The sequence below is a fragment of the Yoonia maricola genome, from assembly GCF_002797915.1.
GTDB lineage: Bacteria > Pseudomonadota > Alphaproteobacteria > Rhodobacterales > Rhodobacteraceae > Yoonia > Yoonia maricola.
The window spans coordinates 1212673-1227855 of sequence record NZ_PGTY01000001.1 but is presented as its reverse complement, the minus strand read 5'-3'; the positions used below and the strand labels follow the sequence as shown (position 1 = coordinate 1227855).

The 15183-nt window shown below is 57.2% G+C and carries 17 protein-coding genes; 10 read left to right on the top strand and 7 right to left on the bottom strand.

Annotated elements, in window-relative coordinates:
* Window positions 1-24 precede the first annotated feature (24 nt).
* A complete protein-coding gene (locus BC777_RS06265) occupies window positions 25-1239 on the top strand; it encodes a threonine ammonia-lyase (protein WP_100367245.1) in 1215 nt (404 codons plus the stop codon).
* Here the strand turns inward: BC777_RS06265 and BC777_RS06260 are convergent.
* Entirely contained in the window at window positions 1236-2186 is a 951-nt protein-coding gene (locus BC777_RS06260; RefSeq protein WP_100367244.1) for an alpha/beta hydrolase, read from the bottom strand. The genes BC777_RS06265 and BC777_RS06260 overlap by 4 nt on opposite strands.
* Window positions 2186-2476, bottom strand: a complete 291-nt coding sequence (locus tag BC777_RS06255; RefSeq protein WP_100367243.1) for an SCP2 sterol-binding domain-containing protein — start codon at window positions 2474-2476, stop codon at window positions 2186-2188. The genes BC777_RS06260 and BC777_RS06255 overlap by 1 nt, the downstream gene beginning before the upstream one ends.
* A 79-nt stretch (window positions 2477-2555) precedes the next feature.
* Between BC777_RS06255 and BC777_RS06250 the strand changes: the two genes are divergently transcribed.
* Genes BC777_RS06250 through BC777_RS06240 form a run of 3 tightly spaced genes read left to right on the top strand, consistent with a single transcriptional unit; the run spans window position 2556 to window position 6305 of the window.
* Entirely contained in the window at window positions 2556-3110 is a 555-nt protein-coding gene (locus tag BC777_RS06250) for a tetratricopeptide repeat protein (protein ID WP_311135469.1), read from the top strand.
* A 31-nt stretch (window positions 3111-3141) separates the two neighbouring features.
* The gene (locus BC777_RS06245; RefSeq protein WP_100367241.1) at window positions 3142-5937 is read left to right on the top strand and encodes a helicase-related protein; all 2796 of its coding nucleotides are present in this window, start codon (window positions 3142-3144) and stop codon (window positions 5935-5937) included.
* The gene (locus BC777_RS06240) at window positions 5934-6305 is read left to right on the top strand and encodes an Hsp15 family ribosome-associated heat shock protein (RefSeq protein ID WP_100367240.1); all 372 of its coding nucleotides are present in this window, start codon (window positions 5934-5936) and stop codon (window positions 6303-6305) included. The genes BC777_RS06245 and BC777_RS06240 overlap by 4 nt, the downstream gene beginning before the upstream one ends.
* Here BC777_RS06240 and BC777_RS06235 read toward each other — a convergent pair.
* Together BC777_RS06235 and BC777_RS06230 are read right to left on the bottom strand one after the other, a co-directional pair.
* Window positions 6297-7331, bottom strand: a complete 1035-nt coding sequence (locus tag BC777_RS06235) for a permease (RefSeq protein WP_100367239.1) — start codon at window positions 7329-7331, stop codon at window positions 6297-6299. The two genes, BC777_RS06240 and BC777_RS06235, sit on opposite strands and share 9 nt — an antisense overlap.
* On the bottom strand, window positions 7324-7626 hold the full coding sequence (locus BC777_RS06230) for an ArsR/SmtB family transcription factor (protein ID WP_100367238.1): 303 nt from the start codon (window positions 7624-7626) through the stop codon (window positions 7324-7326). The genes BC777_RS06235 and BC777_RS06230 overlap by 8 nt, the downstream gene beginning before the upstream one ends.
* A 183-nt stretch (window positions 7627-7809) precedes the next feature.
* Here BC777_RS06230 and fdxA point away from each other — a divergent pair, with 183 nt between their 5' ends.
* The 4 genes from fdxA to BC777_RS06210 all read left to right on the top strand — a co-directional run bounded on the left by fdxA (window position 7810) and on the right by BC777_RS06210 (window position 10189).
* Window positions 7810-8145 carry a ferredoxin FdxA gene (gene fdxA / locus BC777_RS06225; protein ID WP_100367237.1) on the top strand — a complete coding sequence of 112 codons (336 nt, stop codon included), beginning with the start codon at window positions 7810-7812 and terminating at the stop codon, window positions 8143-8145.
* Between the two features lie 212 nt (window positions 8146-8357).
* On the top strand, window positions 8358-8864 hold the full coding sequence (locus BC777_RS06220) for a CarD family transcriptional regulator (protein ID WP_100367236.1): 507 nt from the start codon (window positions 8358-8360) through the stop codon (window positions 8862-8864).
* Between the two features lie 121 nt (window positions 8865-8985).
* The gene (locus BC777_RS06215) at window positions 8986-9570 is read left to right on the top strand and encodes a TetR/AcrR family transcriptional regulator (RefSeq protein WP_100367235.1); all 585 of its coding nucleotides are present in this window, start codon (window positions 8986-8988) and stop codon (window positions 9568-9570) included.
* The gene (locus tag BC777_RS06210) at window positions 9563-10189 is read left to right on the top strand and encodes a hypothetical protein (RefSeq protein WP_100367234.1); all 627 of its coding nucleotides are present in this window, start codon (window positions 9563-9565) and stop codon (window positions 10187-10189) included. Before BC777_RS06215 ends, BC777_RS06210 begins: the two co-directional genes overlap by 8 nt.
* Here BC777_RS06210 and purD read toward each other — a convergent pair.
* Complete coding sequence (gene purD, locus BC777_RS06205; protein WP_100368028.1) at window positions 10186-11448, bottom strand: phosphoribosylamine--glycine ligase; 1263 nt, start codon at window positions 11446-11448, stop codon at window positions 10186-10188. The genes BC777_RS06210 and purD overlap by 4 nt on opposite strands.
* 160 nt (window positions 11449-11608) lie before the next feature.
* Here purD and BC777_RS06200 point away from each other — a divergent pair, with 160 nt between their 5' ends.
* Window positions 11609-12202, top strand: coding sequence for a glycine-rich domain-containing protein (locus BC777_RS06200; RefSeq protein ID WP_100367233.1), 594 nt, complete (start codon window positions 11609-11611; stop codon window positions 12200-12202).
* On the top strand, window positions 12199-13686 hold the full coding sequence (xseA, locus tag BC777_RS06195) for an exodeoxyribonuclease VII large subunit (protein ID WP_100367232.1): 1488 nt from the start codon (window positions 12199-12201) through the stop codon (window positions 13684-13686). The genes BC777_RS06200 and xseA overlap by 4 nt, the downstream gene beginning before the upstream one ends.
* Here xseA and BC777_RS06190 read toward each other — a convergent pair.
* Window positions 13683-14069 carry a hypothetical protein gene (locus BC777_RS06190; protein WP_100367231.1) on the bottom strand — a complete coding sequence of 129 codons (387 nt, stop codon included), beginning with the start codon at window positions 14067-14069 and terminating at the stop codon, window positions 13683-13685. The two genes, xseA and BC777_RS06190, sit on opposite strands and share 4 nt — an antisense overlap.
* A complete protein-coding gene (locus BC777_RS06185; protein WP_100367230.1) occupies window positions 14062-15078 on the bottom strand; it encodes an alkane 1-monooxygenase in 1017 nt (338 codons plus the stop codon). The genes BC777_RS06190 and BC777_RS06185 overlap by 8 nt, the downstream gene beginning before the upstream one ends.
* Between the last annotated feature and the right edge of the window lie 105 nt (window positions 15079-15183).

Here is a 15183-nt window from a genome sequence, read left to right as displayed (position 1 = left end):
GATTATGATTGAACGAGGTGGTTCATGGCCCTTGATCCCGCGCTGATTACAAAGACCTATGAGGCGATCAAACCCGCTACGATGCGGACGCCCACGGTGCATGCTGCGCGTCTGTCGCTGCATCTGGGCATTGATTTGTATTTGAAGTTGGAGAACCTGCAACACACCAACGCTTTTAAGGCGCGGGGCGCTTTGGCGAAACTATTGACGCTCAGCGAAGGTGAACGCGCCGCAGGTGTGATTGCCTGCAGTGCTGGCAATCATGCGCAAGGTGTAGCCTATCATGCCAGCCGCCTTGGTATTCCGGCTGTGATCGTCATGCCAGAAGGAACACCATTTAATAAGATCAAACGCACCAAGGATTTCGGGGCCGAGGTTGTGCTGCATGGTACGGGCTTTGACGAGGGGGTGCAGTTCACCCATGAAATGGCTGCAAAAAAGGGGATGACCTTTGTGCACCCTTTTGATGATCCGGTGGTCGCTGCAGGGCAGGGAACCGTGGCGTTGGAGATGCTTGAACAGGCGCCTGATCTGGATGTGATTGTGGTGCCCATCGGTGGGGGCGGGCTGATTGCGGGCATGGCGGTTGCCGCAAAATCTGTGAAACCAGAGGTGCAGATAATCGGCGCGCAGGCGGCGAATTTCGATGCGGTCAAGGCGGCGTTTGACCAAGTGAGGCCAAATTTTGGTGGCGCCACTTTGGCCGAAGGAATTGCGGTGCGCGCACCCGCGCCGGCGAATTTGGCGGTGATCAAATCACATGTGGACCGGGTAGAGACCGCGACAGAGGCCGAGATTGAGGCGGCTGTGTTTGATCTGCTGTCCTACGAAAAGATCGTTGCAGAAGGGGCCGCTGGGGCAGGGTTGGCTGTGATTGAAAAACACGCCAAGGATTTGCGCGGCAAGAAGGTCGGGCTGGTTGTCTGCGGGGGCAACATCGACTCGCGCCTGCTCTCAACCCTCATTTTGCGTGGGCTGGTCCGCGATGGCCGGATCACACGTTTGACGTTTGAAATTGATGATACGCCGGGCCAGCTGTCGGATATTTCGCGCATTATCGGTGCTGCGGGCGCGAATGTGATCGAGGTGATCCACCAACGCATGATGCAAAGTGTATCGCTCAAGCAGGCCGAACTCGAGATCGTGATTGAGGCGCGTGATCAAAGCCATGTCGCCGAAACGGTTAGTCAACTGCGCGATGCCGGATTTAAAGTCCGCGCGGATAGCGATCTGGATTAAGCGGCTTGCGCCAACTGTGCATCAAAAAAAGAAGCCGTTTCGTCAAAGATCATGGTGCGCAGGTCCGGCCTGTCCATCAGCATCTCGTGTTTGCCGCCTTTGATGACGCGCAGCACGCTATCCGGCCAGTTCTTCATGCGGGCGCGGATGCGGAACGGGTCAACGATTGCCTCTTCAGTGCCCAGATATGTCATGCAAGGCACGCGTGGTGACGGCAGGGTGCTGAGCCTGTGCATTTCGCGTAAGGATGTGTTGAGCCAGCGCAGTGACGGGCCGCCGAGCCCCAGATCAGGGTGCTTGCGTAGCTGTTCCCCAAACATTGCCCACATGTCCGGGTCGTTTGTCAGTGTGTTCTCCTCGAAACTGGCGCGTAGGGCGTAGCTTTCTTCGAATTGTCCGGGTGCCAGTGCTTGGTCAAAGCCCAAAGGCGTGCTCACTGCTGAGAGCCCCCATGCGACAGGGCGCAAGGCCGCTGCCATCTGCACACCCCACATCGGAGCCGAGAACACCGCTGCTTGCACGTCTAGGCCTTCTATCAAGGATCGCAAACCGATACAGCCGCCCATGGAATGCCCAAGCAAGAAATAGGGGCGTGGCAGACCCACTTGTTTGGCATAGGCGAGTGTTGCTGCAACATCATGTTGATAGTCGGTAAAGTCGCCGACATGCCCAATGGCCCGGTTCGGGGACATCCGCTGGGCGATGCCTTGCCCGCGCCAGTCGATAGCAAGGCTGGCAAAGCCGCGTGCCTGCAGCGCTTGCGCTGTCATCCCGTATTTTTCGACAAACTCGGTGCGGCCTGGAAAAATCAAGACTGTGCCCTTGGCGTTTTCCATCGGCCAATGGGCGACGCGGATGCGCAACCCATCGGATGTGGTCAGCCAATGGGCAGCCCCCCCCGCGGGACCATCCGCGATCTCTTCGAAAAGGGGGGCTGTTTCCATCATTATGAAAGGACGCTCGACAGCTTCATCGCCTGACCCATATCGCCATCAACGGTTAGTTTGCCAGTCATGAAAGCGGTGGTCGGATTCATTTCACCGTCAAGGATGGCTTTAAAAACCTCTGTCGTGGCGGTGAGCGTGACATCAGTATCATCGTCACCTGCACGTGCGCCGTTTTGGTCGATGATGATGCTGCCTTCACCTTCGATATCGAATTTGGCAGAGCCGTCAAAACCTGCCCCATCCATCTTTGCATTCAACTGGGCGACGGCCTCTGTCACGACTTCACTCATTTTTTCGTCCTCTATTCATTGATGTGACTGCGCGGGCTCTGGTGTTGGCCGCGTAGTGCGCTACATTAGTGTTATGGTTATGCAAACACAGCGCTTCAAATGTATCGTTACGGCACTTTGTGTGGCAGTAGGGTTTTCCTTACCAGTTTACGCACAGCAGGCGACATTGGATGAACTTTATCAAGACCTCGCAGAGGCCGATGAAGGCACTTATGAGCGTATTGAAGGGCAGATCGTTTCTCAATGGGAGAAGAGCGGGTCAGCAGCTATGGATTTGTTGCTGCGCCGTGGAAAAGAGGCGTTGGAGGAAGGTCAGCCCGACGTTGCGGTTGAGCATTTCACCGCGCTGGTCGATCATGCGCCGGATTTCGCCGAAGGATATTACGGCCGTGCGTCGTCTTACTATCTGCTTGGGCTGACGGGTCCTGCGCTGGATGACATTCGCCAAACGCTGATCCTGAATCCCCGCCATTTTGAAGCGATGCGCGGTTTGGCTATCGTTATGGAAGAGCTTGAGCGCCGCGACGATGCGCTTGAGCTTTACGAGATGGTCCTCGCGATGAACCCAAATTCCGTAGAGGCGCAAGTCGCAGTGGATCGTTTGAAATTGCAGCTAGAGGGTCAGTCGCTCTAGGCGGCAGCCCCTCGACGTTTCGGGGAAAATCATGACGGGTTCCCGGATCACGGCCGTGCTTGGGCCGACAAATACTGGCAAAACGCATTATGCGATTGAACGGATGCTGTCGTATCGCACTGGCGTGATCGGCCTGCCGCTGCGTCTGCTGGCGCGTGAGGTCTATGACCGAATTGTTGCCGTGCGCGGTCCGGGGGTTGTGGCCTTGGTAACGGGCGAAGAACGGATCGTGCCGCCGCGTGCGGCCTATTGGGTCTGCACGGTTGAGGCCATGCCAGAAGGGATGGGATGCGATTTTCTAGCCGTTGATGAGATCCAACTATGCGGTGATCCGGAACGGGGGCATGTGTTTACCGACCGCCTGCTGAATGCCCGTGGCTTGCATGAGACGCTGTTTCTGGGTGCGGAAACGATGCGCGACGCGATCTCGGCGATGGTACCAGACGTGAATTTCATGCGCCGCGAGCGGATGTCGCAGCTGACCTACTCAGGTTCGAAAAAGATAAGCCGTATGCCCAGCAGAGCTGCAATTGTGGGGTTTTCGGTTGAAAACGTCTATGCCATTGCAGAACTTCTACGTCGCACCAAAGGGGGTGCAGCGGTTGTCATGGGTGCGCTGTCACCCCGCACCCGCAATGCGCAGGTCGCGATGTATCAAAACGGCGACGTCGATTATCTGGTGGCCACAGATGCCATCGGAATGGGGTTGAATTTGGATATCAGCCATGTCGCTTTTTCGTCGCTGACCAAATTTGATGGCCGCCGGATGCGGCATTTGCAGCCAGAGGAACTGGCGCAGATTGCCGGGCGCGCCGGACGGCATATCGAGAACGGAACTTTTGGTGTCACGGGCGAAGCGCCTCCTTTGGATGAAGGTGTCGCGCAGGCCATTTGCGATCACAGGTTTCAGCCGGTCAAGAAACTGCAATGGCGCAACAGCCGGTTGCAGTTCGGGTCGGTTAAACGCCTGATTGCCACGCTAGAAGAACGCACCGACGATTTCTGGCTGACCCGTGTGCGCGAAAGCGATGACCTTGCAGCACTCAAGGCACTGGCGATGGATGATGAGGTCGCAGCGCGCGCCACGGATGGCCCATCGATCAAGCTGTTGTGGGATGTCTGCCGCATCCCTGATTTCCGTGGTATCAGTAAAGGCGAACATGCGGGGCTGTTGACGCATATTTACAACGACCTGCACCAGCTTGGGCATGTGTCCGCCAATTGGTTTGGTCTGCAGGTCCGGCGCATTGACCGCACGGACGGCGACATTGATACGCTATCCAAACGGTTGGCCTATATCCGCACGTGGACTTATGTGGCACAACGCAACGGTTGGTTGCATGACGAATCCCATTGGCGGGATGAGACGCGCGCTGTAGAAGACCGACTATCAGATGCGCTGCACGGCGCATTGACACAAAGATTCGTGGACCGGCGGACCAGCATTTTGCTTCGCCGGCTCAAACAGAAGGAGAGCCTTTTGGCTGACGTGAATGAAAAAGGTGAAGTAACCGTCGAGGGCGAATTCGTCGGACGGTTAGAGGGGTTCCGCTTCCGTATGGATAAGGCGGGCAGCCCTGATGAGGCCAAGACGCTGCGCCAAGCTTCGGTGCAGGCGTTGGTGCCGCAATTTCATTTGCTGGCGGATCGGTTCTACAACGCACCGGACCCCGAAATTGATTTCACAGAACAAGGTGGCCTGATGTGGGGCGATCAGGCTGTGGGCAAGCTGGTCAAAGGCGATGATCCTTTGAAACCGGGGATCGAGGCTTTTGTCGATGATGAAGCAGGTGCCGATGTTGCCGCCAAAGTGCAGCGCCGGTTGCAGCATTTCATCGACCGCAAAGTCGCGGCCGGGTTTGAGCCGCTCTTGGCGCTGAAAAATGATGAAACCCTGACAGGCACGGCCAAAGGCTTTGCCTTTCGGATGGCTGAAGGTTTTGGCATCATCCCGCGTGGTGAAGTGGCTGATGAAGTGAAAGCGCTTGATCAGGACGCCCGCGGTGCGTTGCGCAAACATGGCTTGCGCTTTGGGCAGTTCACGATCTTTATGCCGCTTTTGCTGAAACCTGCGCCGACACGCCTGCGGTTGGTACTCTGGTCGTTGTCCAAAGGGTTGAGTGAGTTTCCCGAAAGCCCGCCACCCGGTTTGGTTACCGTCCCGTCATCGAAAGATGCGACGCCGGGCTATTACGCAATGGCAGGGTATCGCGCAGCTGGCGAGCGTGCGATCCGCATTGATATGTTGGAACGCCTTGCCGACATGCTGCGTGATCAGGACAGCCGGGGTGGGTTCGAAGCCAACCCCGATATGCTTTCAATCACAGGTATGACGCTGGAACAGTTTGCCGACCTGATGGGTGGGCTGGGCTATAAAGCCGAGAAGGGTGAGCGCGAGAAGATCAAGGCAGGCAAGCCGCCGGAAACACCCGACGCGCCGCCTACAGAAGTGCCCGGGACGCCACCAGATGAAACGCCTGCCGACGCGCCGCAGGAAACACCTGTTGATCCACCTCTGGAAACGCCCGCCAATGCCCCGCAAGAGATACCGGCCGATATGCCCGCTGACACCCCTCCTGCGTCTGATGCCGCGGAAGAGGTCGAAAAGGAGGTGTTCTACACCTTCACATGGGGTGGTCGCGCGCAACGCCAGGCCCGCCCGCAAGGAGACAGCCGTCCACGCGGCAAGGGCAAGCCAAAAGGCAAAGGCAAGCCGCAAGGCGGCGGTAACAAGCCGCAGTCTTATCAGGCCAAGCCCAAGCGTGAAAAGCAGATTGATCCGGATAACCCCTTTGCCGCCGCATTGGCTGGCTTCAAGAAGGAGTGACCGACCCCCGTCCGACGATCCGGCTGGACAAATGGCTCTGGCATGCGCGGTTTTTCAAATCGCGCAGCTTGGCTGCGGGCGTTGTGACAGGGGGCAAGGTGCGTGTAGACAGCCAGCCTGTCAGCAAACCGGCTCGTGCTGTTGGACCGGGCAATGTGCTGACCTTTGTGCAGGCCGATGACACCAAAGTTGTGCGCATTTTGGCTTGCGGCGAACGGCGCGGGCCCGCGCCCGAGGCACAGGCGCTGTATGAAGATCTGACACCCGCGCCCAAAGAACGCCACGTAGCGGCGAAGGGTGCGAACCCCCGATATGAGAAGGGCGGACGCCCAACAAAGAAAGACCGCCGAGATATGGGGTTAGACTAGCGCCCCGAAAGCAACGCCCGACAGGATAGCACCGAACACGCCCAGCCCGATATAGGCCGCAAAGACCCGTCCTTTGACCAATGACCACACGGCGGCCATTGCGGGAATTGAACTGACGGACCCTGCAATCATAAAGGCCATGGCAGCCCCGTTGCTCATCCCTTGTGTGATTAGCCCCGCTAGTAAAGGTGGAGCTACGTAGCCGTTCAGGTAAGCGGGCATGCCGACGAGGGCTGCGATGCCGATGGGCAGGATACCTTCGCCGCCGACAATCCCTGCGATCAGTTCTGCGGGGACATATGTGACCAGCAGTGATTCAAGCGCATAGGCAAGAGCGAGCCATTTGATCAGGAAGGCCGCGTTCTGCACGAATTCCTGCCCGAATACGGTCCGGCGCGCAGGTTCGTTCCAGAAGGTCCAGACCGGTTTGCCGTCAAACGGGTTTGGCCCGCAGCCGCAGCCTTTGGCCCGTTGGGGTTTGAGGGGATCGGTAAAAAGACCCGCACGGGTCATTGCTTTGATCGCGAACCCGCCTGCCAATCCAAGTGCGACTGCTGCCACTGCCTTGCCGATGGCGAAGGGCCAACCGAGTGCTGCAGCCGTGATCAGCAGTGTTGGTGGATCGATCAGTGGTGACGACAGCCAAAACGCCATGACTGCTGCAAGTGGTGCACCAAGGGCAAGCAGACCCGCGATGAAGGGGATAACCTCGCAGGAACAGAAGGGGGCAAGGCCGCCAAAGAGGGCTGCGAGCACAATCATCCGGTTTTCGCGGCCTTGAAAGGCCTTGGCGATCATCGCTTCTGCACCTGCGGCCTTGAGCCCTGCGATCAAGAAGACTGCGAAGGCGATGTAGGGCAGCGTGCCGATCAGCGCGTTGATTGCAAAAGTAATGATCGTCCCGAAATTGGGTGTATCGAGCAAGGCAACGACTACCGGGATCAGAAATGTGATGGTCCAGGGTGTGGCAAGCAACGACCGGGCGCGCTCGCTGAATGATGGGGCAGCGCGGGTTGCGTCAGTCATTTGTTGTCTCCACATCAGCGCAGCATTCTTCAAGAATGAAGGCGGCGAGGTCTTTCAGATGGTCGAAATTTGCGCGGTTGGTGATCGTACGTCCCTTTTTGTCGGCCCGTACCAAACCGGCACTGGCCAGAAACTTAAGGTGATGGGCCAAAGTCGACGCGGGGATGCCAGTGCGCTGCTGGATGTCACCAACAAGCAGCCCGTTTTCCCCAGCTTTGACCAGCGTTTGAAGGACCTCCATCCGCGGTTCGGATCCTATTGCGGAAAACCCTTGGGTTGCTGTGACGATATCCATTTCAGTTTGCCTTTTTAATTCTATATTTCTAGTTATATCAAATATTACAGCGAGTCAATGTCGGAATTGCACGGCGCATTTCACGTTTTCGCAGGTTCCCTGCGTCACCGCGTCGGTTGGACCTTGAATGCTTTGACCGTCTATTCTAGCTAGGCATCGTTAGATAAGCGGAACCCGAGCCTCATGACATATATCGTCAATGACAACTGCATCGCCTGCAAATACACCGACTGCGTCGAAGTCTGCCCTGTGGACTGCTTTTATGAGGGCGAAAACATGCTGGTGATCCACCCTGACGAATGTATTGATTGTGGTGTGTGTGAACCCGAATGCCCGGCGGACGCCATCCGCCCCGACACGGAACCTGATATGGAAAAATGGGTTGAATTCAATCGCAAGTATTCCGAGATGTGGCCGGTGATCATTACCAAGAAAGACCCGTTGCCGACCGCCGATGATATGGACGGCAAAGAAGGCAAAATCGAGCTGTTTTCCGAAGCGGCTGGCGAAGGCGGCTGATTCGGGCATTTCAGACCCATCAGACCCCTTAATTCGTTGGACTTCGTGGTGCTGCGATGCAGCGCTTTCAGAAGTGTCATATTTGTGATATAATGGAAATAATGCTGCGAACGAGTTAACCAAGTTTCGTGACCGACAGACCCGGCGGAGGCGGATTGCCCCCGGCGGTTTTTTTGTCGCTTATCAGTCTGTATCGCCATGGAAGGACGATCATGAGCAAGAAAAAGTATGATTTCAGCCCCAACGAATTTGTTGTTTATCCTGCGCATGGCGTAGGCAAAATTGTTTCGATTGAAACACAAGAGGTTGCCGGGTTTGAATTGGAGATGTTCGTCATCTCTTTCGAAAAAGACAAGATGACCCTGCGGGTGCCAACCGACAAGGCCACCGACGTGGGCATGCGCGCCTTGGCGACGCCTGATGTGGTTAGTCATGCGATGAAAACACTGCGCGGAAAAGCCAAGGTGAAAAAAGCCATGTGGTCGCGCCGTGCGCAAGAGTACGAGCAAAAGATCAACTCTGGCGATCTGATTGCGATTGCAGAGGTCGTGCGCGACCTGCATCGCCAGGATGACCAGCGCGAGCAGAGCTATTCAGAGCGTCAGCTTTATGAAGCCGCGCTTGAGCGCCTTACACGCGAGATTGCTGCCGTTGCAGGCAATGATGAAAACGCCGCTGCCGCTGAGATTGACTCGGTTCTGGTAAGTCGCGCCGCTTAAGACGTAACCACCATTTCAGTTTGATTGAGCCGCACCTGTGAAAAGGTGCGGCTTTGTTGTTTTCTTGATCATCAGCCTCGCTCACTATATTTCAATACATATGTATTGATTCGAGGATACGATGCCACGCCCAAAGTCCTATGACCATGATGAAGCGATCGCCTGCGCTTGCCGCGCCTTTTGGGAACACGGCTATGGTGCGCTGGGCGTGCGCGCGCTGGAACAGCAGACAGGCCTGAACAAATTCGCAATACGTGCGAAGTTCGGCGGGAAAGAAGGGCTCTATCTTGCTGCGCTGACATATTATCACCAAGCGGCGCGTAAGACTGTTCTGGCACCCATGCGACAGGGCGGTTTGGAAATGATCTATGCGTTCCTTGAAGGCCTTGTGACCAAGGGCAGTATCAATTCGAGCGCCTGGGGCTGTTTGATGGTCAATACCGGAGTCGAGAACGCCGAGATCAAAAGCCCTGCGTTGAAAAAGGCCGCGGATGCGTATTGGACCGAACTTGCTGCATGTTTTGAAATGGCGCTCGCGCGATCTGACAAGCCGCCGGTTGATGCCGCGGATGTTGCGCGTGGCTTGGTCACGGCCACGATGGGTGTTCACACGATGAACCGGGCTTGCGGCGCACATGACGCCGGTCGCCCTTTGGTCCGCCTGTTGCAACACTCATTGGAACAATGGGGACCGCGTCATGCCTGACCTGCCAGCGTTTGAACAAATTGCCGGGCTGGACGGCGTCTATTCGACGTCGAACGGCAAACTACGCTGTGTCGCCATACGTCTGAATTCGGGCGGCTTATGTTTGTATAGTCCGGTTTTGGGTTTGGGGCAGACAGCACGGAATAGTCTGGATCACTTGGGTTCGGTTGAAGTGTTGCCGGCCCCCAATCAGTATCACAATAAAGGACTTGCGCAGTACCACGCAGCGTTTCCGCAGGCCGCATTGGTTGCGCCCGCAGATGTATGCGCACGGCTGAAGAAAGTAACAGGCCTGACGTTTGATCCGTTGCAGACGGTGGGTCTGGAGCTTCCAGAGCCCGCACGTCTGGTTTTCCCTGAAGGCCTGAAAACGGGCGAGGTGTGGATTGCTGTGGGTGCGGCTCTGATCGTTGTGGATGCGTTTGCCGGTGCGGGTGCGCCTGAATTGCTTAAGACGTTTCCACGCTATGGGGTCGGCAATGCGTCCGTGTACACGACTTGGGTACAGAGATTTTTGACGCAGCAATCACCAAACATGCTTGTGCCCTGCCATGGGTCTATTGTGCGCGATGATGCGTTGTCAGACCAACTTGTCGCGTTACTGCGGCAGATCAGTTAAAGCGCCCGCCAGCCAATGTCAGACCGGTAGAACCCGTCGTCCCAGTCGATGCCCTGCGCCATGGCATAGGCTTTTTCATGCGCTTCGGCCAAACTGTTGCCGCGTGCGGTGATGTTCAGAACCCGGCCGCCATTGGCCGTGATTTGCCCGTCAACCGCGGCGGTGCCTGCGTGAAAGACCATGTGAAAACTGTCCTCGGGCTGGCTGTCCAGCCCTTTGATCACTGTGCCTTTGGCGTAGCTGCCGGGATAGCCATTGGCTGCCATCACGATGGTCAGCGCGTGATCATTGGACCAATTAGCCTGAACCTGATCCAGCCGTCCTTCGGCGCAAGCCTGTAGCAGATCAAGGATCTGACCGCCCAGACGCATCATCAGGCATTGGCATTCGGGATCGCCGAAACGCACGTTGTATTCCACCAATCGCGGCTGCCCGTTCTGGATCATCAGCCCGCAAAACAGCACCCCCTGAAACGGCGTGCCGCGTTTGCGCATCTCATTCATGGTGGGTGTGATGATTTCATCCAGCGCTTTCCGGGTGATCTCATCAGTCATCACCGGGGCAGGAGAATAAGCGCCCATGCCGCCTGTGTTCGGCCCGGTGTCGCCGTCATAGGCGCGTTTGTGGTCTTGGGCGGTGCCAACAGGAAGGATGGTTTTGCCGTCGCACAGCACAAAGAAGGATGCTTCTTCGCCATCCATGAACTCTTCGATTACGACCTCGGCCCCGGCATCACCAAAGCTGCCGTCGAACATATCATCAATGGCAGCTAGTGCTTCAGCCTCGGTCATCGCGACGATAACCCCTTTGCCAGCGGCAAGGCCATCAGCCTTCACAACGATGGGCGCGCCTTGGGCACGGATATAGGAGCGGGCAGCGTCGGCATCCGTGAAATGGGCATAAGCGGCGGTGGGGGCATTTGCGGCGTCGCAGATCGCTTTGGTGAAGGATTTTGAGGCTTCCAGCTGGGCCGCTTCCTCGCTGGGACCAAAGACCAGCAGCCCGGCTTTGCGCAGCCGATCAGCAACACCTGCTGCCAAAGGTGCCTCTGGTCCGATGATGATGAAATCAATGGCGTTTTCCTCGGCGAAGGTCGCAACTGCGCCACCGTCGAGAATGTTGATATCGGCGCATTCGGCAATTGCCGTAATACCGGCATTTCCGGGGGCGACAATCAGACGGTCACATTTGGGGTTCTGTTTGACGGCCCATGCAAGGCTATGCTCACGCCCGCCGCTGCCCAAAATGAGAATGTTCATATCTGCCTCTGCCATTGCGCTGCGCGTCCGGTTCTACGGTGCAGATCACGCGACCACAAGTGGGCTGTGCTGTGTATATTTTCGCAGCACGACGCTTGGCCAATCGCTTGCATCAGACTACTGTTGCGGCGGGATAGAAGACGGTAAGCGAACAGCGAAAATGAGACCAATCAAAAAGGACCGGCAGCTTTGGCATCGCCTTGAGGGTTATAGCTTTCATGAGCGCCCCCTATCGCAGTCTTTGATTGATCTGCTGGAAGAGGAAACGGGTCATTCGATTGACGTGTGCTACATCCTGATAGAGGAATACCGACGCTTTATGTATTTGGTTGGCAGCACTGGCGAAACACTGGCACCGTCGCCTATCGTCAATTTGGTCTGGCGGGTGCATGCCAGCGATAAGAAAGCATATTTTGATGATTTTTGCCCGCGCATCATGGGCCGCACAATTCATCACCCCGATGATTTACCGCCCTTTCAAGACGATCCGGCATATTTACGGACGTTGGACTATTATGCTGAAGAATTTGGACGCGCAGGTGTGGAATTCTGGCCTGATCCTGATTTGGCAACTGTGCGCATGTCGCGGGTACTGTTCCTGATCAGCGGGTTTCTTGCGATCATTCTGTCGCTGCTCTTCAGCTCGCTGTTGTTCGCCGGGCTTGGTATCGGGTTGTTTATCGCGACGCTGTTTTTGAAATGGAAGTTTTCTTCGCTGCCACTGCATGCGGAAACCAAGAGGGACGCGACATGAATGACCTGTTTGAGGATGACCTGGCGGATAACACGCCGGAGTTTTCGGTGTCTGAAATATCGGGGGCGGTCAAAAAGGCCATCGAAGGCGGTTTTTCCCACGTTCGTGTGAAAGGCGAGATCGGGCGCGTCTCCCGGCCTGGATCCGGTCATATCTATATGGATCTGAAAGACGACCGGGCCGTGCTGGCAGGCGTGATCTGGAAAGGCCGCGCGCAGGGCCTGGCGCATCGGCCCGAAGAAGGGATGGAGGTTGTGGCGACCGGCAAGCTGACCACTTTTCCCGGCCAATCCAAATATCAGATGGTGATTGAAGATATCGCACCTGCGGGTGCGGGTGCCTTGATGGCCATGCTGGAAAAGCGCAAGGCAGCTTTGGCGGCGGAAGGCCTTTTTGCGCCAGAGCGCAAGAAGGAGCTACCATATCTGCCAGAGATTATCGGCGTTGTGACCTCGCCTTCTGGGGCGGTGATCCGCGATATTCTGCACCGGTTGCGCGACCGGTTTCCGCGCAAGGTTCTAGTCTGGCCAGTCGCTGTGCAGGGGGCCAAATGCGCACCAGAGGTGGCAGCGGCCATCGAAGGGTTCAACAGGCTGACACCGGGGGGCGCTTTGCCACGTCCGGAATTATTGATCGTCGCGCGGGGCGGCGGCTCGTTAGAGGATCTTTGGGGGTTTAATGAAGAGGTCGTCGCGCGAGCGGCTGCAGCCTCTGAGATTCCGTTGATCTCTGCCGTAGGGCATGAAACGGACACGACATTGATCGACTTCGTTTCGGACATGCGCGCGCCGACCCCTACGGCTGCGGCTGAACTAGCCGTGCCTGTGCGGATGGAATTGCTGGCTTGGGCGGATCAACAGGGCGCGCGGCTGAGCCGGGCGCTCACCGCTGGGTTAACTCAGCGCCAGCAACGGGTTCGTGATCTGGGACGGGCCTTGCCGCAGGTGGATGCGTTGGTCGAAGGGCCGCGCCAGCGGCTGGACTATCTGGGCGAGCGGTTGCCAGCGGCGTTGCGCGGTGCAGCGGCGAAAAAGCGGTTGCAAATGAGCGAGGCGGCGCTGCGTCCCGCCATCCTGTCGCGTCGCGTGGCTGAAGACCGGCGACGGTTGGATGGTTTGACCGCGCGGCTGGCGCCTGCGTTAAAACGCAGGTCACGGGATGGACGCATAGCACTTGAACAAACCAGCCGTGGTTTGCGTGTGGGGGTTTTGCACGACAGGGTGGCGCGACAATCGGAGTGCTTCGAAACTGTGTTGCGCCGTCTGTCAGATCGGGCCACCCGGCAGCAGGCAGAGCGGGTGTCACGGCTCGACGCGCTGGACCGTTTGCGCGAAACACTGGGTTATGTCGAAACGCTCAAACGTGGCTACGCGGTTGTGCGCGGTGATGGGGCCGTGGTGACGACAAAGCAGGCTGCTGAGATGGCCAAGGCGCTGGAAATCGAATTTGCAGATGGCCGTCTGGATGTCAGTAAGGGTGCTTAGGACGACAGATCGTTGCAGATCAGTGCATCATCGCTATCGGGCACTTCGAAGATGACCGTCGTATTGGGCACATTTGTAAAAACCCCGCGCAGCCCGTTCGGGTCGTCATAGATGGTCCAGCACTGGCTGACCGGGTTCCCATCGTAGCGAAAACAGATGTCACCTTTGCTTTCATACCACACCCCATATTGGCAGGTCCCATCAAATGCAGACCACATCACGCGGCGTCCGGGCAGGTAACGTTCAATCCCATAAGCGGGGTTCAGGGCTGTGCTGAATGTGATCGTACGGCCTGTGACGTATGTATCGAATTCCTCTGCCGTCATCGCATCCTGGGCGGCGGCGGGGGTGGCGAGCATCAGACAAAACAGTAAGTTACGCATTACGCCACCTCTCAACACGAGGGTCCATAATGCGCCGCCATAACGGTGGGATCAGCGCGATACTTGCCATCAGCGGCAGGGGACGAGGGAGCATGGGGGCATCCTTTGGTAGCGTGAGTGAGCGATAGTGGCGCCCCGGATGGGCGTGGTGGTCGGAATGGCGGGTGGCGTTCAGCATAAGGGCAGAGGAAAACCAATGCGGGCTGTTCCAGCTGTGTTTGGCGGCCACAGGTTCTGGCTTGCCGTCTTCGCGCGTGGCGCGCAGCAAGCCGTAGTGCTGCACGTAGTCGGACATCAAAAGTTGTGATTGGGCGTATCCGCACAGGCCGACGTAGGCCAACGTGGCCGGCCAGCTACCCAGCAAAGCAGCCATGCTGAGGCAGAGTGCGGCACCGCCCACATACATGACATACGGATTGCGCCATGCAGGGCGCCCGATCCGGGCCAGCCGCGCGCGCTCGGCCATGTAGCCTTGCCAGAATGATCCGATCCACGCCCGCGCCATGTAACGATAAAGGCTTTCACCTTGGCGCGATGTATTGGGATCGGCCCGTGTCGCGACGTGCCGGTGGTGGACAAGCACGTGCGCAGAGGTGTGATGACCAAAGAGCAGAGTGATATAGGACCACATGCCCAAGCGATGCAGCACGCGGCTTTGGCGGTGGATCAACTCATGTGCATTTGCATTGCTGACTTGCCCGAACCACAGGCCGGCCGCAAAGAAAAGCCCTGCTTTTTCCAGTGTGCCCAATGCGGAGCCAACGAGCGCCCAAACAATGATGGGCAGCAAGGCGAAATGTGCCAAGGCAATGATGACTGAGAGAGATGTATCGCTTTGATCCGGCGCGGCTGTCGTATTCGGTTTGATCAGCCTGTCGAGCGCGCTTGTCATCGCAGTCAGATAAACCACAGCGGTCAAAACCCACAAACCGCCCAAAAATGCACCCGCCACAAGCAATGCTGCAGGTGTCAGCGTCGCAAATCCAAAATGCCAAAGCCGGGGTGTCATGTTTCGCATTGTTAGCATGTGTTTCCCGCAGGTGCAGGGGAAAATGTTATGCTGCGCGTATTGGTCCGCTCTGGTGTCGCTTTTGCGTGGTTTGCGCAGGATGCG

What these genes read in the sequence shown, in the direction of transcription:
- BC777_RS06265 (WP_100367245.1), top strand. Translation starts at nt 25, where the DNA reads ATGGCCCTTGATCCCGCGCTGATTACAAAGACCTATGAGGCGATCAAA.
- BC777_RS06260 (WP_100367244.1), bottom strand. Translation starts at nt 2,186, where the DNA reads ATGATGGAAACAGCCCCCCTTTTCGAAGAGATCGCGGATGGTCCCGCG.
- BC777_RS06255 (WP_100367243.1), bottom strand. Translation starts at nt 2,476, where the DNA reads ATGAGTGAAGTCGTGACAGAGGCCGTCGCCCAGTTGAATGCAAAGATG.
- BC777_RS06250 (WP_311135469.1), top strand. Translation starts at nt 2,556, where the DNA reads ATGCAAACACAGCGCTTCAAATGTATCGTTACGGCACTTTGTGTGGCA.
- BC777_RS06245 (WP_100367241.1), top strand. Translation starts at nt 3,142, where the DNA reads ATGACGGGTTCCCGGATCACGGCCGTGCTTGGGCCGACAAATACTGGC.
- BC777_RS06235 (WP_100367239.1), bottom strand. Translation starts at nt 7,331, where the DNA reads ATGACTGACGCAACCCGCGCTGCCCCATCATTCAGCGAGCGCGCCCGG.
- BC777_RS06230 (WP_100367238.1), bottom strand. Translation starts at nt 7,626, where the DNA reads ATGGATATCGTCACAGCAACCCAAGGGTTTTCCGCAATAGGATCCGAA.
- fdxA (WP_100367237.1), top strand. Translation starts at nt 7,810, where the DNA reads ATGACATATATCGTCAATGACAACTGCATCGCCTGCAAATACACCGAC.
- BC777_RS06220 (WP_100367236.1), top strand. Translation starts at nt 8,358, where the DNA reads ATGAGCAAGAAAAAGTATGATTTCAGCCCCAACGAATTTGTTGTTTAT.
- BC777_RS06215 (WP_100367235.1), top strand. Translation starts at nt 8,986, where the DNA reads ATGCCACGCCCAAAGTCCTATGACCATGATGAAGCGATCGCCTGCGCT.
- BC777_RS06210 (WP_100367234.1), top strand. Translation starts at nt 9,563, where the DNA reads ATGCCTGACCTGCCAGCGTTTGAACAAATTGCCGGGCTGGACGGCGTC.
- purD (WP_100368028.1), bottom strand. Translation starts at nt 11,448, where the DNA reads ATGAACATTCTCATTTTGGGCAGCGGCGGGCGTGAGCATAGCCTTGCA.
- BC777_RS06200 (WP_100367233.1), top strand. Translation starts at nt 11,609, where the DNA reads ATGAGACCAATCAAAAAGGACCGGCAGCTTTGGCATCGCCTTGAGGGT.
- xseA (WP_100367232.1), top strand. Translation starts at nt 12,199, where the DNA reads ATGAATGACCTGTTTGAGGATGACCTGGCGGATAACACGCCGGAGTTT.
- BC777_RS06190 (WP_100367231.1), bottom strand. Translation starts at nt 14,069, where the DNA reads ATGCGTAACTTACTGTTTTGTCTGATGCTCGCCACCCCCGCCGCCGCC.
- BC777_RS06185 (WP_100367230.1), bottom strand. Translation starts at nt 15,078, where the DNA reads ATGACACCCCGGCTTTGGCATTTTGGATTTGCGACGCTGACACCTGCA.